This is a genomic window from Pseudomonas oryzihabitans (assembly GCF_014522265.1).
GTDB classification, from domain to species: Bacteria; Pseudomonadota; Gammaproteobacteria; order Pseudomonadales; family Pseudomonadaceae; genus Chryseomonas; species Chryseomonas aestiva.
Window position 1 is genome coordinate 443,861 of the sequence record NZ_CP017024.1, and the last position, 17,514, is coordinate 461,374.

Below are 17,514 nucleotides of genomic sequence, written 5' to 3' on the forward strand. Positions count from 1 at the left end.
CCTAGAATCGGCGCAGTCTAGCATCGTCGTGCGCCTTGCTCCCGAACGCCCGCACCCGCTAGGCTCTGGCGCCTGTCTACCGCGTATTCTCTCTGCCCATGCGTTCAGTCGATCGGCTCTCCCTTCGCTTCAGGTGCCGAGGTATCGGCGTACGCCTGGGCGCCGCCGTCTGGGCGCTGACCCTGTCCCTGGCCTGCCTCGCGCAGCAGGAGCCGCTGTCCTGCCCCCTGCCGCCGCAGTCCGACAGTGGTCCGGCCAGCCTGCGCCTGACCCATCAGGGACTCGACAGCCGGACGGCGCGGCAGACCGCCAACCAACTCGGCGCGACCACCCGCAGCACCGATCCCCAGGCGCTGGCGGCGGCTTACCTGCAGCACTTTGGCAGTCGGGTGCGGCACGGCCAAGCCGAACAACTCGCCGAGCTGCCGGCCGGGGACGTCAGGTTCTGGCTGGCCGGCAATCCGCCCCTGGCGGAGACTCAGGCGCAGACGCTGCTGGACTGGGTCGAGGCGGGCGGCCATCTGGTGGCCGTCGCCGATGACAGCACTCTGGCGCTCAGCGCGACCCTGGGCGTTCGACCCATGCCGACCCGCGAGCTGGGGGGTGCCGCCCCACCCATCATGGCGCTGCCGCTCTGGCCCAACCTGACCCAGCTCTATCTCGCCGAGGACGACGCCCCCGCCTACCTCAGCTTCGACGACAGCCGCCATCTGTTCGATGTCGGTGATCAGGCGGTGGCCTGGGCCAGCAGCGCCAGCGCCACCCATATGCTGATGCTGCCCTGGGGCGACGGCAGCGTGACGCTGCTGTCGGACACCGCGCTTTGGAGCAACGCCCACCTCGCCCAGTACGACAATGCCTGGCTGCTGTGGTACCTCACCCAGGGCGCGCCGGTGACCCTGATCGCCCCGGCGCCACCGCTCCCCCTGTGGCTGGACGCCTTGCAACGCTATGGCCTGGCCCTGCTCCTCCTGACGCTGGCGGCGGGTCTCTGGCTGAGACGCCGCCAGGACCATCCGGCGCCCCGGCGTGACGCCAGACGCTGGCCCGAACTGATCGCCACCCTGCAGCGCGATATCCAGCGCGAGGTGCGCCGCCGTCGCCCCGAACTCACCGATCAGACTGTGGCCGAGCGCTGGCAATATCTGGCGCGCCTGAGCGGCCTGAGCACCCGTGTGGTGGGCGAGGCGATGCGGCCCAGCCCGGCGCGCCTCTCCACCCGCGACTTCACCCGCCGCATCGCCCAGCTGCGCCTGTTGCGCCTGGCCGTGCGCGCCCCCGTTTCCGAGGACTTCCGATGACCGACAGCTCTGCTCCTGACGCCACCCCGGCGGACCCCGGCGAAAGCGGCGTCAAGGCCCGCGCCCTGGCCCGACTGCAGGCCCTGCGACAGGCGCTGCTCAAGGTGCTGCCGCAGCAGGAGGCCGCCGTGGACGGTCTGCTCGCCACCCTGCTGGCCGGCGGTCACCTGCTATTGGAAGGTCCGACCGGCTCCGGCAAGACGCTGCTGGTTCGCGCCCTGGCCGCCAGCCTGGACGCCGGCTTCGCCCGGCTGCAGTGCCATCCGGCCCTGACCCCTGCCGAGGTGGCCGGCGAAATCGTCACGGACGCCGGCAGCGACAGTGCCCGTCTGCGTCGGGGGCCCCTGTTCAACTCCCTGGTCCTGCTCGAAGAGCTGCAGCGGGCTCCGCCAGCGATCCTCAATCTGCTGGACGACGCCCTGCAGGGTCGCCAGCTGAGTCTGGGCGGCCGCCCGGTGCCCCTGCCAGCGCCCTTCATGGTGATCGCTACCCGCTCCTCGAACAGCGATCTGCCGCTGGCGCTACGGGATCGCTTCCTGGCGCACCTGCGACTGGAGTGGCCGGCAGAAGGCCAGGAGCTCGCCGCCCTGCGCCAGGCTGTCCAGCAGGGTCACGGCGATCCCCTGGAAGCGGCGACCCTGCGCCCGCTGCTGCAGGCGCGGGATCTGCCAGCCCTGCAGCGACTGGTGGCCGGCCTGCCGGTCGCGGAGCCGGTCCTCGAGCATGCCGTGCGCCTGATCCGCCTCACCCGGGAGTGGCCGGCCTTCGAGCAGGGCGCCGGGCCGCGCGCCGGGCAGGCCTTGCTGCGTCTGGCCCAGGCACAGGCTTTTCTGCGGGGTGGCGACAGCGTGACGCCCGAGGATGTGCGCACCCTGCTGCCCGCCGTGCTGCGTCCACGCCTGCGGCTGACCCCAGAGCGCGAATTCGAGGGCGACAGCCTGGATGGCCAGATCCTCAAGCTGTTGGGACAGTGTCCGGCACCGCGCCCATGATCCAGCGCTGGCTGCCCCTGGCGCTGGGCGCCCTGGCCCTGCTCAGCCTGATCCTGGGCTGGCTGGCGCCTCTGCGCTGGCAGGCCCTGCCGGCCGCAGGGGCATCGCTGCTCCTGGGGCTGGCCCTGCTGGAGCGCCGGCACTGGCGAAAGATCCGGGCGAATCCGCTCATCGCGCAGCCAGCCAGGGCACGCCTGCGGGCGAACACGCCTGTGCAACTGCTGATCGCCAGCCCGGGACTGGTAAAGACCGACGGACGCGGAAGCCGCGAACAGGTGCAGGGCTTCTGGCAGGCGCTGGCGGCCAGTGGCAATGAGCTGCGGCTCTACGGCCTCGATCCCGAGCTGCGCCTGCTGGCGGCGGCCACACCCGCTCGCCCCCTGAAGCCTGATGTCCTTCCTCGGTCGGTCCCAGGCGCGACGGCTGATTTCAAGGCGGCGCTGGCGCGGCTTTGCAGCCAGGCGCGACCCGGCAGTGTCCTGGTGGTTCTGGCGCCACTGGATGAAGCCAGGGTGGCCTGGCTCGGTCGTCTGGATCTGGGCCGACGCGGCCTGCAGCTCTGGCTGGTCGATACCGCGCTGGAGGAGCTGGCAGAGCCCGACGACATCCGTACCTGGCGCGACGCCTGCCGCTATGCCGAGGCCTGGCAGACCAGGCTTCAGGGCGAGCGTCTGGCCGCGCGCCTGGAGAGAAGGGGAATCCACTGGCTGCCTGCCAGCGCGACGGCGGATCTGCAGACCCGCCTGTTGCAGCTATGGAATGCCGGCGACCCGGATCAGATCGCCGACTGAGAAAGACGGCCGAAGGTGAAATAGTGCTGCAGCACGTCGATCAGCTCGGCGAATTCCGCTGGCGGTTCGGCGACGCTGAAGCCGGAATCGTAATTGCCCGGGGTCACGTCTTCGTGGCTCCACTGGCAACGGGCATCGAAGTCGACGAAGTGCAACTGGCCGTCCTGCCCGGGGATCTTCAGCCGGAGTTCGAAACGCGCATTCACCAGCATGGGCAGCTGGCTGATCATCAGCAACCCCTCGCGGGAGATGTTGCCGATGTAGCCCATGGGCTTGTCGGTGAAGCGGTTGAACACCTTTAGATAGTAGGGCAGTTGGTGGCGCTCGATACGACGATTCTGAGTCATGGTGCGATTCATCCTGCACACGGTAAAGCCACTTTACCGACAACGTCCTGGAAAGCTCAGCGCTGCGGTAGTTTTCGCACCGGTTGGGGCGTCGCAACGGCCGTTCCGCCATCTAGCCCCAATTGGCGCAGGGTGTCCAGTCGGGCCTGGGCCCGAAAGGCGTATTCGCTGGCCGGAAACCGGACCTGGATGAAACGATAGGTCTGAGCAGCGTCGGCGTACAGCTGCTGCTGCTCGAGACACTGGCCACGCAGCATGGAGAATTCCGGCTGCAGCCAGGGGCGGGCGCGACCCTTGCGCTCGGCCTGGGAGATCTGCAGCAGGGCATTGGTGCAGTCGCCTTCAGCATAGGACTTGTAGGCGGCGTCGAGATAGGAATTCATCGAAACGCTGGTGCAACCGGTCAGGCCGAACAGCAGGAACAGGCAGAGATAAGGGCGCATGGAAAGTCCTCCTGTTCGCTAGATCGGCGCCGGGGCGCGCTTCTTGAGGGCAAACGACCATTGGTGTGACGGAGCTGCGAAAAGCCGTCATGTGCTGGCCACGCGACAGCGCTACAATGAGGTGCGCTTCGTGTTCTACGTCGACTCGGCGCTGAGGCGCCGACTCATGGTTGCAATCCGCTAAAGGAAAGACTGCATGATTTATCGCCGTACCAAGATCGTCGCCACCCTCGGCCCGGCCAGCAATTCTCCGGAAGTCCTCGAGCAGCTCATCATCGCCGGCATCGACGTCGCCCGCCTGAACTTCTCGCATGGAACGCCCGACGAGCACCGGGCCCGTGGTCAGCTGGTACGGGATCTCGCCGCCAAGCACGGTCGCCATGTCGCCCTGCTCGGCGACCTCCAGGGTCCGAAGATCCGCATCGCCAAGTTCGTCAACAAGCGCATCGAACTCAAGGTCGGCGATCCCTTCCGCCTGTCCATCGCCCATCCCCGCACCGAAGGCACCGAAGAAGTGGTCGGCATCGACTACCCGGGCCTGGTCACCGACTGCCGCGTGGGTGACGAACTGCTGCTGGACGATGGCCGCGTGGTCCTGCGCGTGGAAGGCATGACCGCCACCGAATTGCATTGCACCACCCTGATCGGCGGCCCGCTGTCCGATCACAAGGGCATCAACCGCCGTGGCGGCGGTCTCACCGCCCCTGCGCTGACCGACAAGGACCGGGACGACATCAAGCTGGCCGCATCCATGGAGGTCGACTACCTGGCCGTGTCCTTCCCGCGTGATGCCGAAGACATGCACGAAGCCCGTCGCCTGATGGAAGCCGCCGGTGGCAAGTCCTGGCTGGTAGCCAAGATCGAGCGCGCCGAAGCCGTGGCCGACGACGAAGCCCTGGACGGCCTGATCCATGCCAGTGACGCCGTGATGGTGGCCCGGGGCGATCTGGGCGTGGAAATCGGCGACGCCGAACTGGTGGGCATCCAGAAGCGCATCATTTCCCACGCCCGGCGCCTCAACAAGGCGGTGATCACCGCGACCCAGATGATGGAGTCGATGATCAGCAGCCCGATGCCGACCCGTGCGGAAGTCTCCGACGTGGCCAACGCCGTGCTGGACAACACCGACGCGGTGATGCTCTCCGCCGAGAGCGCCGCCGGCCAGTACCCGGTGGAAGCGGTCAAGGCCATGGCGCGCGTCTGCGTCGGTGCCGAGAAGCAGCCCACCAGCAAGCTGTCCAGCCACCGCCTGGGCCATACCTTCACCCGGTGGGACGAGAGTATCGCCCTGGCCTCCATCTACGTGGCCAACCACTTCCCGGGCGTGAAGGCGATCATCAGCCTGACCGACACCGGCTACACCCCGCTGATCATGTCGCGCCTGCGCTCCTCGGTGCCGATCTTCTCCTTCGCCTCCAGCCGCGCCACCCAGGCCCGCACCGCGCTGTTCCGCAACGTGCACACCATTCCCTTCGACCCGACCACCATGCCGGCGAACAAGGTGAGCCAGGCGGCGGTGGACGAGCTGCTCAAGCGCGGCATCGTCGAGCACGGTGACTGGGTCATCCTCACCAAGGGCGACAGCTACACCAAGCGTGACGGCACCAACACCATGAAGATGTACCGCGTGGGCGACCTGCTGGTCTGATCCCTGCCGCCGGTCCTTGACCGGTGCTGACGAAAAGCCCCGAACAGGCGACTGCTCGGGGCTTTTTCTTGGGCGCGGGTGGCACCTACAGGGCAGCGCTAGAGACCCTTGAAGGCGAGGTAGGCCAGGTGCAAGGCCGCCGCACCCAGCACGCCCAGGCTACAGACGATGAGGATGCCACGCTGCAGCGAGCGCAAGCGCCCCTCACGGCGGGCCGCCAGGCGCGTGGCATCGAGCAGCGCAACGTTGGCCAACGGTGATTCACGCATCGTTTCGCTCCCCCGGTCTCTTAATGCACTATATTCTCATTCTCACATAGATCAAGGGAGTCCGACGAGCGTCTGCCGGACTGTGGCAGAATAGCCGGTTTGGTGCGAACAGCCTGGGTGAACGATGGCGTTACGTTTCGAACGGCTCAAGTGGCAGGACTGGAAAGGCGCCTTCACGGAGCGCAACTACGAGCGCGGTCGGCGCCTGGCACTCGACGGCCTGGTGCAGCTGCGCTCGGCGGCCAGGGGCCAGCTCTATGCCGAGTGCAGCAGCCCGGCCGGACCGGCCTATCGGCAGGCGATCAGCCTGCGCGCGGGCGAGACCGCCTGGCGGGTCGACGCCCGCTGCACCTGCCCGGTCGGCCGCAACTGCAAGCATGCCGCCGCCGCCCTCATCGAGCTCGAACGGCTGCAACGCAGCGAGGCCGACTTGCCGGCCACGCCGGTTGCCAATCCGGAGCTGCCGCAACCGGTCCTGACCCTCGGTAGCCATACCCAGATCGATTACGACCGGCACATCGGCAAGATGCGACCCACGGTGCGCCATCGCGCCGCCCTGGCCTTTGCCTATGGCCCGCGGCGACTGTTCGGCACCCCGCCGCGTACCCCGGACGCCGCCTATCCCGCACGCCAGTTGCCGGCCGAACAACGCTGGCGGCAGACGCTGCTCGATCACGGCCTGCGCCTGGCCACCCGGCGCAGCGCCGCGCTGCCCGACGACAGTGGCGAGATGTTCGAATTGCCGGACGACCCCGCCTGGCTCAGATTCGTGCAGCAGGTCATCCCCGGTCTGCGCGAAGCCGGCTGGAAGATCGAGGCCCATCCCGAATTCACCTTCGACCTGACACCGGTGGAAGGCTGGTACGGTCACCTCGAAGAGGTGCAGGATCCGACCGCCGCGAACGGCCAGTTCGATGTCGAGCTGGGTATCCGCCTGGGCCAGCGCCGCGTCAGCCTGATTCCGCTGCTGATCGACGCCCTGCGCCGCGAACCCTCCCAGTACGAGCCGGCGATGCTGGCCAAGCGCGCCGACGACGAACCCGTGTTGTTGCGCATCGATCCTCCGCGCCTCGCCGGCCCGCAGGGCCGGGTACAACGGGTCGCCGTGCCCCTGGGTCGGCTCAAGCCGATCCTGCAGATCCTCGGCGAGCTCTATGCGACCGACCGCCTCACCCAGGACCGTGCCCTGCGCCTGCCGCGCCTGGACGCCGCGCGCCTGGCCGAGCTGGACGAGCGCCTGCCGCTGGAATGGGAAGGCGGTGAACGCCTGCGCAGCTTCGCCGAGCGGCTGCGCAGCTACGCGGCCGAGCCCGTCGTCCTGCCGGACACCCTGCACGCCGAACTGCGCCCCTATCAGCGCGACGGCGTGGCCTGGCTGCAGGCGCTGCGCGAACTGGAAGTGGGCGGCATCCTGGCCGACGACATGGGCCTGGGCAAGACGCTGCAGACCCTGGCGCACATCCTCGTCGAACAGGCCGCCGGGCGCCTGACCGCACCGGCATTGATCGTCATGCCGACCAGCCTGATCCCCAACTGGCAGGACGAGATCGCCCGCTTCGCACCCGGACTGCGCGTGCTGACCCTGCAGGGCAGCGCCCGCAGCAGTCGCTTCGAGCGGATTCCGGAGCACGATGTGGTGCTCACCACCTATGCCCTGCTGCCCCGCGATGCCGAGCGCCTGGCCAACTACGATTTCCACCTGCAGGTGCTGGACGAGGCCCAGTCGATCAAGAATGCCGCCACCAAGGCCGCCCAGGCCGCACGCCACCTGCGTGCCCGCCATCGTCTCTGCCTGACCGGCACGCCGCTGGAAAACCACCTGGGCGAACTCTGGTCGCAATTCCACTTTTTGATGCCCGGCTGGCTGGGCGACGAGAAAGGCTTCAAGCAGGCCTATCGCATTCCGGTGGAGCGCGAAGGCAACGCGCAGCGCCTGGCGGCGCTCAAGGCGCGGGTGCGGCCCTTCATGCTGCGCCGCACCAAGCAGCGGGTCGCCAGCGAGTTGCCACCCAAGACCGAGATCGTCCAGCTGGTCGAGCTCAGCACGGCGCAGCGCGAGCGCTACGAAGACCTGCGGCTGCTGCTGGACGAACGCGTTCGCGCCGAGATCGCCCGTCAGGGCATCGGTCGCAGCCAGTTGCTGATCCTCGATGCCCTGCTGCGGCTGCGCCAGGTCTGCTGCGATCTGCGCCTGGTACCCCACGAAGACGCCAGCGTGGCCAAGCCCTCGGCGAAACTGGCAGCACTGAACGAGCGCCTCGACGCCCTGCTCCCCGGCGGCAGTCGGGTCCTGGTGTTCTCCCAGTTCACCAGCATGCTCGATCTGATCGCCGCCGACCTCGACCAGCGCGGCATCGAGTACGTCACCCTGACCGGCGAAACCCGGGATCGGCGCACCCCGGTGCAGCGCTTCCAGAGTGGCGAGGTGCCGGTGTTCCTGCTCAGTCTCAAGGCCGGCGGCAGCGGTCTCAACCTGACGGCGGCGGACACGGTGATCCACTTCGATCCCTGGTGGAATCCGGCTGCCGAGCAGCAGGCCAGCGACCGCGCCTACCGCATCGGTCAGGATCGTCCGGTGTTCGTCTACAAGCTGATCGCCCGCGGTACGCTGGAAGAACGTATCCAGCAGCTGCAGCAGGAAAAGGCCCGTCTGAGCGCCGGTATCCTCAGCGAGAACAGTGGCGACTGGCGCCTGACCGAAAGCGACCTGACCCAGCTGCTGGCACCACTGGACCGCTAGTGAACCAGGCAGGTGGCCTAGCCTGACGCCGCGGGGCAACCGGCGGCGTCAGGAGCAGACCGGGAAGGCCCACGCGGCGCTACTTGTCGCCCACGCCTTCACCCACCGCATCGCCCGTCGCATCCAGCGCCTTGCTGGAAGGGAATCTGTTCGAGGCGACGCGGACCGCCAGCACCGACAGCGACAGCAGAAAGATGCCGCCGCAGAGATACAGCAGCCCGACATCCGGCGGCCGATGATGAGAGACATCACCGATCAGGTAGCGGGTCAGGGCAGTGATGGCGATGTAGAGCAGAAAGCGGATGGGCAGGTGGTTGGTCTTGAAGTAGATGCCGACCATGGCACCCAGCTCCAGATAGATGAAGAGCAGCAGGATGTCATCGATGCTCGCCTGGCCCTTGTTGAACATCTCCATGAAGGCCATCACCGAGGCCCAGGCCGTGGCCGCGCCAATGGCGAACAGGCCGAAGTAGTGGAAGCCTTCCACCAAAAGGTTGCCGAGGGAGTTCGCCCCGTCGTGCATGCGCTTGCGACCGCTGTCTGCCCATTTCATGGCCTGCCACCCCACTGCCGTGTCCGAATACACCCACCTGCAGACTCGTCCATGTTGAAATTCCCGTTCTCAAGGTTGCTCTGGCACCAGCCGCTCTTATAGCGAGAAGCCGGACCGCCGACCAGTGCGCAACTGTCGCAGACTGGACGGCCCGCCGCTGGCAGGCTAAAACCTGAGGAAAAGCCCGCAAGGGCTCTGGAGTCTACTGTGGAAGCGCGTCTATCCTGCCTCGCCTGCCTGGACCGGCCCGATCCCCGGCTGCTGGAAGCTGCCCTGTGGATCGCGGCCGAGCACCATGACCAGGTCGATCCGCCGGCTCTGCTGCACTCGCTGGACGATCTGGCGCTGCGCCTGGTCGCCACCCTGGATGGCGATGCCAGTCAATCCGAGCGTGCCCAGGCCTTGTTACGGCAATTGTGCGATGCCGGCTTTCGCGCCGCCGAGTGGCCCCTGAATCCCACCGCAGCCCTGCTCGACGAGGTCCTGGCGCGGCGGCGCGGCCAACCGCTGTCGATCGCGCTGGTGGCCCTGGAACTGGCGCGGCGCCTGGAGATCGACCTGCAGGGCATCGGCTTTCCCGGGCACTTCCTGCTGCGCGTCCCCGGCGCGGATCACCTGCTCGAACCCTTTGGCGGACGCCGCCTGTACATGAACGACTGCCGTCAGTTGCTGGTGGATCAGTTCGGTCCCGCCGCGCAACTGCAGGCGAGCTACCTGGCGCCCCTCGGTCCGCGGCAGATGATGCAGCGCCTCTCGCGCAATCTGCGTGAACTGCATCGCCAGGGCGACCAGCCACTGGCCGCGCTCAAGGATGCCCAGCGGGTCATCGAGCTGGGCGCGGTCGGGGTCATCGATCACCTGGCGCGCGCCGACCTGTACCGCCAACTCGATTGCCCCCAGGCCGAGCGCTACGACCTGCAGCACGCCTTGCTGATCAGCGAAGACGACGCCGAACGCGAGCAGGTGCGACGGCGGCTGGAGCAACTGGGCGCGCCTTCCGCCACCCTGCACTAGCCGCGCAGCAACCAGAGCACCAGCTGGGCGCCAAGCAGATTGCTCAGCCCGGCCAGCACCATGACCAGGCCGGCCACGGTGCCCTCCTCCAGACCGACCTCGTAGGCCTTGCTGGTCCCCACGCCATGGGCACCCATGCCGAACAGGGCGCCGCGGGCCAGGGCCGACTTGAGCGGCAGCAGCTTGATCAGCAGGCTGCCGAGGATGGCGCCACCCAGGCCGGTGATCATCACGAAGGCCGCGGTCAACTCGGGGACACCCCCACGGTGGCGGACATCGGCATGGCGAAGGGGGTACTGATGGAGCGCGGCAGCATGGACAGCAGCACCCGGTCATCGAGCAGCAGCAGGCGGGCCAGCAGCCAGGAACTGCCGATGGCCACGCCACTGCCCACGCAGAGGCCGGCCAGCAGCGCCTGCCAGTAGCGCGCCAGCAGGCGGCGTTGCTGCCAGATCGGCACGGCGAAGGCCACCGTCGCCGGTCCCAGCAGGGTGATCAGCCAGTGACTGTAGTGGGCGTATTCGGCATAGCTCACCTGCTGCCAGAGCGTGGCGGCATAGAGCAGCACCGTGACGAAGATGATCGGACTGACCACATACCAGCGCAGGCGCGCATAGAGCATGCGGCTCACCACGTACCCGGCCACCGTCAGCAACAGCCAGAAGAGCCCGGGCAGATCAGGCATCGCGACGTCCCCGACGGCGGAACATCCAGTCCACGGTACAGGCGGTGGCGATCATGGTCAGCACGGTGCTGAGCAGGATGGCCAGCAGGATGCGCACGCCTTCCTGCCGTAGCAGCGGGCCGTAGTCGAGCAGGCTCAGCAGCGCGGGAATGAAGAACAGCAGCATTTCGCCGAGCAGCAGGCGCACGCCGCCCTGTAACCACTCGGGTTCGACGATGCGCGCGGCCAGCAGCACCAGCAGCATGGCCAGACCTACCACACCACCCGGTACCGGCAAGGCGAAAGAGGTCGCCAGCCAGGTACCCACGGCCCACAGCGCGCCCAATCCGCACAGCTCCAGAGCCAGGCGCAGATATCTATTCACCCAGGGCTCCATCTCAAATCTTCATCAGGCGCTCAAGGATACCGAGGCTGAGGGGACGAGGACAGCAAACCGGGCCAGGCGGCGGGATCGGCACGGGTAAAGCAGCTTTGCGGCCTGGGCAAGATCAGCCCAGGGCGGCGATGACCTCGGCGACCCAGCGCTCGGCATCTTCGTCCGGCGTCACCGTTTCACTGGCATCGATGCGCAGCATGGGCAGCAGTTCGCGCAGCCCCAGCTCGGCGAACAACTCCTGCATCAGCTCGCCGCCACCACAATAGGTGTCACCATAGCTGGAATCACCCAGGGCCAGCACCGCGCCGGGTCGTCCGGACCAGGACGGCAACCGATCGCGCAGCTGGAAATACAGGGATTCCAGGTTGGCGGGCAATTCGCCCATGCCGGTGGTGGAGGTAATGGCCAGCAAGGCTTCGGGTGCGAAGGCCTCCAGGCTACCGAGATCGGCATTGGGCTGGTGCCAGACCTCATGGCCTGCCGCGGTCAACCGCGACTTCACCTGTCGGGCGATATCTTCCGCGGTGCCATAGACCGAGCCATTCAACAGTGCGACTTTCATACGGACCTCTTGCGTGGAATCCCGTCCAGTATGCCTGGTGCGGCCCGCGCTTGGCGCTCCGTCAGCAAGATGGCTCCGCTGGCAACCCTGGCTGCAGCCAGGGGTCTCAAGGCTTGTTATGCTAGCGCCGCCTGCTACCCCAGGCGTTTTCGCCACCTGTCCGCCTACCCGGCGGCATGACGGCATCCGGCCTATCCGGCCCGATCGCCCGGAGTTGGAGCATGAATCAGCCTGTTACCCTCATGGTCGCGCGGCGCGTCGCGGCCGGCCAATACGATGCCTTTCTGATCTGGCTGCGCGAAGGCGAAGCCCTGGCCACCGGGTATCCCGGCTATCTCGGTTCGGGGGTCCTGACCCCGCCTCCAGGCGACAATCTGGTACAGATCATCTTTCGCTTCGCCTGTCCCCAGACCCTCGACGCCTGGGAACACTCGGAGACGCGGCGTCTCTGGCTGGAGCGTGGCCAGGGCCTGTTCGAAGCGCCCCTGGCACGGCGTGCCCAGGGCATGGACGACTGGTTCGGCGCGGGCATCCAGCCGCCGCCGCGCTGGAAACAGAGCATCGCCGTCTGGCTGGCGTTCTTTCCCATCTCGCTGCTGTTCAATGCCGCTTTCGGCGATTACCTGGCGCATCTGCCGTTACTGCCGCGCATCCTGCTGAGCACCCTGATCCTCACCCCGGTGATGGTCTGTGTCTTCATTCCGCTGATCACCCGCGCGCTGAAGGGCTGGCTGCACAGTGCCTCATCGCGGACCGGCGACTGGCGCGGTAGCGCCCGCTAGGCCAGCACGGATCGGCCTGCATCCTGACGCGTCGAATGCGTACAATGGCCACGGCCAGCCTCCTGGCCGCTTCGCTCATCAGGATCGGGTACCCTCATGTCCGCAACCCTTCCCCTTCTGGTCACCGGCGCCAATCGCCGCGTCGGTCTCGCCTTGACCCGCCGGCTGCTGGCGGAGGGCCAACCCGTCATCGCCGTCTATCGCGACGATCCGGGCCCCTTGCGTGACCTTGAGATCGAGGCCTATCAGGTCGATCTGGCGGAAGAGGCACAGCGCGACACCCTGCTGCAGCAACTGCATGAACGCCATCCGGCATTGCGCGGCATCGTGCACAACGCTTCGGTCTGGGCCGAAGACGGCCTGGAAAATCTGCGGCGGCTCTACCGTCTGCATCTGGAAGCGCCCTACCACCTCAATCTGGGCCTGCAGGACCTGCTGCTGGCCGCGCCGCGGGCCGACATCATCCATATCGGCGACGACAGCGCCACACGCGGCAGCCGCAATCACATCGGCTACGCCGCCACCAAGGCCGCCCTGCACAATCTGACCCTGTCCTTTGCCGAAGCCCTGGCACCCAGGGTGCGGGTCAACACCATCGCGCCGGGCCTGCTGATCTTCAAGGAAGGCGCCGACCAGGCCTATCGCCAGGCGACCCTGGACAAGGCGCTACTGGATTTCGAACCCGGCGCCGATCCCATCGTGGATACCGTGCTCTATCTGCTGTCGACCCAGTACGCCACCGGCAGTACCTTTACCGTCAACGGCGGGCGCCACCTGCGCCACGGCCGCCGCTAGCAAGAGGAATCAGTCATGACCGAACAAGACCGCCTGGAACTGGAAGCCGCTGCCTTCCGCACCCTGGTCGACCACCTGCGCAAGCGCACCGATGTGCAGAACATCGACCTGATGAATCTGTCCGGCTTCTGCCGCAACTGCCTGTCCAAGTGGTACAAGGCAGCGGCCGACGACAAGGGTCTGGAACTGAGCCTGGACGATGCCCGTGAGGTCGTCTACGGCATGCCCTATGCCGACTGGAAAGCCCGGTACCAGACCGAGGCCTCGCCAGCCCAGTCCGCGGCCTTCCAGGAGCAGCAGAGCAAATGAGCGATCTCGCCAGCTTCCGCGCCAGCCTGGCCCAGGGCGACCATGCCTTCGCCGACACCCTGGCCTTCATCGCCGAGCACTACCACTACCAGCCCACCGCCTTTCGCAACGGCGAGGTGGACAATGCCGTGGGCCAGAACGAAGGCTCCTGCAAGACCCTGGGTCTGGCCAGACTCGAGGGCCTGAGCGATAAGGAGGCCCTGCTGGCCTTTGGCGAGCACTATCGCAGCGTGTTGCAGACGCCCGAGGGTAGCGATCACGCCAATATCCGCGCCCTTATCGCCCACGGCCTGGCCGGCGTGAGCTTCCAGGGCGAGCCCCTGACGCGTCGCTAGACCTTTTCAGCGAACAAAAAAAGCCCTGCGGATGCAGGGCTTTTTCTTGGACCGGGCTTAGACCGCAGCCGCGGGTCTCATGTAGGAAATCGGTGCCAGACCGGAGTCTTCGAAGGTCACCACTTCCCAGGCATCACGATCGGCCAGCAGCGCACGCAGCAGGCGATTGTTCATGGCATGGCCGGACTTGTAGCCGCGGAATTCGCCAATGAGGCTCTTGCCGAGCAGGTAGAGGTCGCCGATGGCGTCGAGGATCTTGTGCTTGACGAATTCGTCTTCGTAACGAAGGCCGTCTTCGTTGATCACACCCTTCTCGTCGACCACGATGGCGTTGTCGACGCTGCCACCCAGGGCCAGGTTGTGCGAACGCAGAAATTCCAGGTCACGCATGAAGCCGAAGGTACGGGCACGGCTGACTTCCTTGAGGAAGGAGGTGCTCGAGAAGTCCACCGAGGCTTTCTGGGTACGGTTGTTGACCACCGGGTGATCGAAATCTATTTCGAAGGTCACCTTGAAGCCGTCGAAGGGCACAAAGGTGGCGCGCTTGTCACCATCAACGACGCTCACTTCACGCTTGATGCGGATGAACTGCTTGGCCGCTTCCTGTTCCTGCAGACCGGCAGACTGGATCAGGAACACGAAGGGACCGGCGCTGCCGTCCATGATCGGTACTTCGACCGCGGACAGCTCGACGTAGGCATTGTCGATCCCCAGACCGGCCATGGCCGACAGCAGGTGCTCAACGGTACCGACCTTGACGCCACTGTCACTGAACAGGTTGGTCGACATGGTGGTTTCACCCACGTTCTCGGCCCAGGCCGGGATTTCCACGACCGGATCGAGATCGGTGCGACGGAACACGATCCCCGTATCGACCGGAGCCGGCTTCAGGGTCAGGTAAACCTTTTCCCCGGAATGCAGGCCGACGCCAGTGGCGCGAATGGTGTTCTTGAGGGTGCGTTGTCTAATCATGCCAGGGCCGCTCGGTCGCAGGGTGCGAATGGTGTTCAACGAAGTCGCGATGATAGCAGATGCGAAAATCGATGCCCACTAATCACACCCTGGCTTGTGATATACCCGATCAATCAGCCTGACGACGCAGGAAGGCCGGAATGTCCAGGTAATCCAGGTCGTCGTTGGGATTGACTTTGGTCGCCGCTGCCGAGCCTCCATGATTCTGGCTGCCACGACCGGAGCGCATCGAGGTCGGGTACTTGAGGTCGTCGTAGTTGACCGGAGCGCTTTCCTGACGGGCCGCGGCCAGGGTCTGAGCGGTGTTGTCCACCACCTTGACCGGCTTCTCGATGCGCGCACCCAGGCCGGTGGCGACCACGGTGACGTGCAGCTCGTCGCGCATTTCCGGATCGATCACCGCGCCAACCTTGACGGTGGCGTGCTCGGACGCGAAGTCCTCGATGATCTCGCCGACGGCGGCGTATTCACCCAGGGACAGATCCAGGCCAGCGGTGATGTTGACCAGGATGCCGCGGGCGCCGTGCAGGTTGACGTCTTCCAGCAGCGGGTTGCGGATGGCGGCTTCGGTGGCTTCGCGCGCACGGTTCGGACCGCTGGCGTGGCCGGTACCCATCATGGCCATGCCCATCTCGCCCATCACGGTCTTGACGTCGGCGAAGTCGACGTTCATCAGGCCGGGACGCTGCATGATGTCGGAGATACCGCGAACGGCGCCGGCGAGGACGTCGTCAGCCTTGGCGAAGGCGGCCAGCAGGCTGGCGTCCTTGCCCAGGATGGTCAGCAGCTTCTCGTTGGGGATGGTGATCAGCGAGTCGACGCATTCGGACAGGGAGCGAATGCCTTCGTCGGCGACCTGCATGCGCTTGCGGCCTTCGAAGGGGAACGGACGGGTGACCACGGCAACGGTCAGGATACCCATCTCCTTGGCCACTTCAGCGATGATCGGCGCGGCACCGGTACCGGTGCCACCGCCCATGCCGGTGGTGATGAAGACCATGTCGGCGCCTTCGAGGACTTCGGCGATGCGCTCACGATCTTCCATGGCCGCCTGGCGGCCGATTTCCGGGTTGGTGCCCGCACCAAGACCCTTGGTGACGCCCGGGCCGAGTTGCAGCACGGTACGGGATGTGACGTTCTTCAGGGCTTGGGCGTCGGTATTTGCACAGATGAATTCGACGCCTTCAACACCGCTTTTGACCATGTGGTTGACGGCATTGCCACCGCCACCGCCCACGCCGATGACTTTGATCACGGCGCTTTGTGGAATGTTGTCTACGAGTTCGAACATGGTCCCCTCTCTTCCTTTCGGATCTTCGCCTACTGCCGCGGTTTAATTGTGAATTACAAGTTGCCCTGGACCCAACGCTTCATGCGTTCCAGGACTGTGGATTTGGTTTCGCTGCTATATCCGCCAGAAACAACCGGCAAGGGATCGGTCTGCTTTTGCAGACCATAGAGCAACAGGCCGACGCCTGTGGAATAGATCGGGTTGCTGATCACGTCAGTCAGACCCTTGACCGTCTGGGGCACCCCAGGCGTACCGGCATATGGAAAATCTCTTCCGCCAGTTCGACCGCGCCTTCCATCTTCGCGGTACCACCGGTGAGTACGATCCCTGCGGGGATCAGATCCTCGTAACCACTGCGGCGCAGTTCCGCTTGCACCAGTGTGAATAGCTCATCGTAACGGGGCTCGACCACTTCCGCGAGGGCCTGACGCGACAATTCTCGCGGCGGACGGTCACCCACGCTGGGCACCTTGATGGTTTCGCCCGGTCCAGCCAGTTTCGCCAAGGCACAAGCATACCGAATCTTGATTTCTTCGGCATATTGCGTTGGGGTTCTCAAGGCCATGGCAATGTCATTTGTGACTTGGTCGCCAGCAATGGGTATTACCGCCGTATGGCGGATGGCGCCTTCGGTAAAGATGGCTATGTCGGTAGTGCCGCCGCCAACATCCACCAGGCAGACGCCTAGTTCCTTTTCATCGTCGGTCAGCACCGAATAGGCCGACGCCAACTGCTCGAGAATGATGTCGTCGACTTCCAGACCGCAACGACGAACACATTTCTCGATGTTCTGCGCAGCGTTGACGGCACAGGTGACGACATGGACCTTGGCTTCCAGTCGCACGCCGGACATGCCGAGGGGCTCGCGCACCCCTTCCTGGTTATCGATCACATAGTCCTGGGCCAGGGTGTGCAGCACGCGCTGGTCGGCGGGAATGGCCACCGCCTGGGCGGCATCGAGCACCCGCTCGATATCCGCCGGGCTCACTTCACGATCGCGGATCGCCACGATGCCGTGGGAATTCAGGCTGCGAATGTGATTGCCGGCAATGCCGACGAAGGCCGAGTGGATCCGGCAACCGGCCATCAGCTGGGCTTCTTCGATGGCCCGCTGGATGGAGGCGACGGTGGATTCGATATTGACCACCACGCCCTTCTTGAGCCCGCGCGACGGATGGGTGCCGATCCCGACGATCTCGATCTGACCATCGGAAGACACCTCGCCGACCAGAGCCACGACCTTGGAAGTGCCGATGTCGAGGCCGACGATCATCTTGCCGCTTTGCACGCTTGCCATAGTAAAAAACTT

Annotated in this window: 18 protein-coding genes and 2 pseudogenes; 10 read left to right on the plus strand and 10 right to left on the minus strand. The window is 65.9% G+C overall.

The window, feature by feature from the left end; genetic code table 11:
• Positions 1–98 precede the first annotated feature (98 nt).
• The 3 genes from BGI51_RS02070 to BGI51_RS02080 are packed head-to-tail and all read left to right on the plus strand — an operon-like array spanning position 99 to position 3,084.
• Positions 99–1,301, plus strand: coding sequence for a DUF4350 domain-containing protein (locus tag BGI51_RS02070; protein WP_252977188.1), 1,203 nt, complete (start codon positions 99–101; stop codon positions 1,299–1,301).
• Complete coding sequence (locus tag BGI51_RS23740) at positions 1,298–2,293, plus strand: AAA family ATPase (RefSeq protein ID WP_187980164.1); 996 nt, start codon at positions 1,298–1,300, stop codon at positions 2,291–2,293. The genes BGI51_RS02070 and BGI51_RS23740 overlap by 4 nt, the downstream gene beginning before the upstream one ends.
• On the plus strand, positions 2,290–3,084 hold the full coding sequence (locus BGI51_RS02080) for a hypothetical protein (protein WP_187980165.1): 795 nt from the start codon (positions 2,290–2,292) through the stop codon (positions 3,082–3,084). The genes BGI51_RS23740 and BGI51_RS02080 overlap by 4 nt, the downstream gene beginning before the upstream one ends.
• On the opposite strand, the gene BGI51_RS02085 is transcribed toward BGI51_RS02080, so the two are convergent.
• Together BGI51_RS02085 and BGI51_RS02090 are read right to left on the minus strand one after the other, a co-directional pair.
• Entirely contained in the window at positions 3,069–3,431 is a 363-nt protein-coding gene (locus BGI51_RS02085; RefSeq protein ID WP_187980166.1) for a PilZ domain-containing protein, read from the minus strand. The genes BGI51_RS02080 and BGI51_RS02085 overlap by 16 nt on opposite strands.
• 56 nt (positions 3,432–3,487) lie before the next feature.
• Complete coding sequence (locus BGI51_RS02090; protein ID WP_133862536.1) at positions 3,488–3,874, minus strand: tetratricopeptide repeat protein; 387 nt, start codon at positions 3,872–3,874, stop codon at positions 3,488–3,490.
• A 196-nt stretch (positions 3,875–4,070) separates the two neighbouring features.
• Here BGI51_RS02090 and pyk point away from each other — a divergent pair, with 196 nt between their 5' ends.
• Complete coding sequence (gene pyk / locus BGI51_RS02095; RefSeq protein WP_133862537.1) at positions 4,071–5,522, plus strand: pyruvate kinase; 1,452 nt, start codon at positions 4,071–4,073, stop codon at positions 5,520–5,522.
• Between the two features lie 98 nt (positions 5,523–5,620).
• On the opposite strand, the gene BGI51_RS02100 is transcribed toward pyk, so the two are convergent.
• The gene (locus tag BGI51_RS02100) at positions 5,621–5,791 is read right to left on the minus strand and encodes a hypothetical protein (protein WP_166655937.1); all 171 of its coding nucleotides are present in this window, start codon (positions 5,789–5,791) and stop codon (positions 5,621–5,623) included.
• Positions 5,792–5,915: 124 nt separating this feature from the next.
• Here BGI51_RS02100 and BGI51_RS02105 point away from each other — a divergent pair, with 124 nt between their 5' ends.
• Positions 5,916–8,531 (plus strand): DEAD/DEAH box helicase, encoded by a 2,616-nt coding sequence (locus BGI51_RS02105; protein ID WP_187980167.1) that lies wholly within the window; start codon positions 5,916–5,918, stop codon positions 8,529–8,531.
• Between the two features lie 79 nt (positions 8,532–8,610).
• Here the strand turns inward: BGI51_RS02105 and BGI51_RS02110 are convergent, their stop codons facing one another.
• Entirely contained in the window at positions 8,611–9,084 is a 474-nt protein-coding gene (locus BGI51_RS02110; RefSeq protein ID WP_187980168.1) for a phosphate-starvation-inducible protein PsiE, read from the minus strand.
• A gap of 207 nt (positions 9,085–9,291) precedes the next feature.
• Between BGI51_RS02110 and BGI51_RS02115 the strand changes: the two genes are divergently transcribed.
• Positions 9,292–10,098 (plus strand): SirB1 family protein, encoded by an 807-nt coding sequence (locus tag BGI51_RS02115; RefSeq protein WP_187980169.1) that lies wholly within the window; start codon positions 9,292–9,294, stop codon positions 10,096–10,098.
• Here the strand turns inward: BGI51_RS02115 and BGI51_RS02120 are convergent.
• From BGI51_RS02120 to BGI51_RS02130, 3 genes and pseudogenes are all read right to left on the minus strand, one after another.
• A pseudogene (locus tag BGI51_RS02120) lies at positions 10,095–10,783 on the minus strand (LrgB family protein). The gene BGI51_RS02115 and the pseudogene BGI51_RS02120 sit on opposite strands and share 4 nt — an antisense overlap.
• Positions 10,776–11,159, minus strand: a complete 384-nt coding sequence (locus BGI51_RS02125) for a CidA/LrgA family protein (protein WP_166655938.1) — start codon at positions 11,157–11,159, stop codon at positions 10,776–10,778. Before BGI51_RS02125 ends, BGI51_RS02120 begins: the two are co-directional and overlap by 8 nt.
• Before the next feature lie 112 nt (positions 11,160–11,271).
• Entirely contained in the window at positions 11,272–11,721 is a 450-nt protein-coding gene (locus tag BGI51_RS02130; protein ID WP_187980170.1) for a flavodoxin, read from the minus strand.
• A gap of 221 nt (positions 11,722–11,942) precedes the next feature.
• On the opposite strand from BGI51_RS02130, the gene BGI51_RS02135 reads away from it, so the two are divergent.
• From BGI51_RS02135 to BGI51_RS02150, 4 genes are all read left to right on the plus strand, one after another.
• Entirely contained in the window at positions 11,943–12,503 is a 561-nt protein-coding gene (locus tag BGI51_RS02135) for an antibiotic biosynthesis monooxygenase (RefSeq protein WP_187980171.1), read from the plus strand.
• A 96-nt stretch (positions 12,504–12,599) separates the two neighbouring features.
• Positions 12,600–13,298, plus strand: a complete 699-nt coding sequence (folM, locus tag BGI51_RS02140) for a dihydromonapterin reductase (protein WP_187980172.1) — start codon at positions 12,600–12,602, stop codon at positions 13,296–13,298.
• A 15-nt stretch (positions 13,299–13,313) separates the two neighbouring features.
• On the plus strand, positions 13,314–13,607 hold the full coding sequence (locus tag BGI51_RS02145) for a DUF1244 domain-containing protein (protein WP_187980173.1): 294 nt from the start codon (positions 13,314–13,316) through the stop codon (positions 13,605–13,607).
• Positions 13,604–13,942 carry a HopJ type III effector protein gene (locus tag BGI51_RS02150; RefSeq protein ID WP_187980174.1) on the plus strand — a complete coding sequence of 113 codons (339 nt, stop codon included), beginning with the start codon at positions 13,604–13,606 and terminating at the stop codon, positions 13,940–13,942. The genes BGI51_RS02145 and BGI51_RS02150 overlap by 4 nt, the downstream gene beginning before the upstream one ends.
• A 57-nt stretch (positions 13,943–13,999) precedes the next feature.
• Here the strand turns inward: BGI51_RS02150 and lpxC are convergent, their stop codons facing one another.
• The 3 genes and pseudogenes from lpxC to ftsA all read right to left on the minus strand — a co-directional run bounded on the left by lpxC (position 14,000) and on the right by ftsA (position 17,502).
• Complete coding sequence (gene lpxC, locus BGI51_RS02155; protein ID WP_017640702.1) at positions 14,000–14,914, minus strand: UDP-3-O-acyl-N-acetylglucosamine deacetylase; 915 nt, start codon at positions 14,912–14,914, stop codon at positions 14,000–14,002.
• Between the two features lie 109 nt (positions 14,915–15,023).
• Positions 15,024–16,205: a cell division protein FtsZ gene (gene ftsZ, locus BGI51_RS02160; protein ID WP_133862548.1), complete on the minus strand. Its 1,182-nt coding sequence runs from the start codon at positions 16,203–16,205 to the stop codon at positions 15,024–15,026.
• 53 nt (positions 16,206–16,258) lie between these two features.
• Positions 16,259–17,502, minus strand: a pseudogene (gene ftsA / locus BGI51_RS02165) (cell division protein FtsA).
• Between the last annotated feature and the right edge of the window lie 12 nt (positions 17,503–17,514).

Bases quoted from the DNA above. Each gene is read 5' to 3' on its own strand.
- BGI51_RS02080 (WP_187980165.1), top strand. From the start codon at position 2,290: ATGATCCAGCGCTGGCTGCCCCTGGCGCTGGGCGCCCTGGCCCTGCTC.
- BGI51_RS02085 (WP_187980166.1), bottom strand. From the start codon at position 3,431: ATGACTCAGAATCGTCGTATCGAGCGCCACCAACTGCCCTACTATCTA.
- BGI51_RS02135 (WP_187980171.1), top strand. From the start codon at position 11,943: ATGAATCAGCCTGTTACCCTCATGGTCGCGCGGCGCGTCGCGGCCGGC.
- BGI51_RS02130 (WP_187980170.1), bottom strand. From the start codon at position 11,721: ATGAAAGTCGCACTGTTGAATGGCTCGGTCTATGGCACCGCGGAAGAT.
- BGI51_RS02105 (WP_187980167.1), top strand. From the start codon at position 5,916: ATGGCGTTACGTTTCGAACGGCTCAAGTGGCAGGACTGGAAAGGCGCC.
- BGI51_RS02070 (WP_252977188.1), top strand. From the start codon at position 99: ATGCGTTCAGTCGATCGGCTCTCCCTTCGCTTCAGGTGCCGAGGTATC.
- BGI51_RS02125 (WP_166655938.1), bottom strand. From the start codon at position 11,159: ATGGAGCCCTGGGTGAATAGATATCTGCGCCTGGCTCTGGAGCTGTGC.
- folM (WP_187980172.1), top strand. From the start codon at position 12,600: ATGTCCGCAACCCTTCCCCTTCTGGTCACCGGCGCCAATCGCCGCGTC.
- BGI51_RS23740 (WP_187980164.1), top strand. From the start codon at position 1,298: ATGACCGACAGCTCTGCTCCTGACGCCACCCCGGCGGACCCCGGCGAA.
- BGI51_RS02090 (WP_133862536.1), bottom strand. From the start codon at position 3,874: ATGCGCCCTTATCTCTGCCTGTTCCTGCTGTTCGGCCTGACCGGTTGC.
- BGI51_RS02145 (WP_187980173.1), top strand. From the start codon at position 13,314: ATGACCGAACAAGACCGCCTGGAACTGGAAGCCGCTGCCTTCCGCACC.
- BGI51_RS02110 (WP_187980168.1), bottom strand. From the start codon at position 9,084: ATGAAATGGGCAGACAGCGGTCGCAAGCGCATGCACGACGGGGCGAAC.
- BGI51_RS02150 (WP_187980174.1), top strand. From the start codon at position 13,604: ATGAGCGATCTCGCCAGCTTCCGCGCCAGCCTGGCCCAGGGCGACCAT.
- lpxC (WP_017640702.1), bottom strand. From the start codon at position 14,914: ATGATTAGACAACGCACCCTCAAGAACACCATTCGCGCCACTGGCGTC.
- BGI51_RS02100 (WP_166655937.1), bottom strand. From the start codon at position 5,791: ATGCGTGAATCACCGTTGGCCAACGTTGCGCTGCTCGATGCCACGCGC.
- ftsZ (WP_133862548.1), bottom strand. From the start codon at position 16,205: ATGTTCGAACTCGTAGACAACATTCCACAAAGCGCCGTGATCAAAGTC.
- pyk (WP_133862537.1), top strand. From the start codon at position 4,071: ATGATTTATCGCCGTACCAAGATCGTCGCCACCCTCGGCCCGGCCAGC.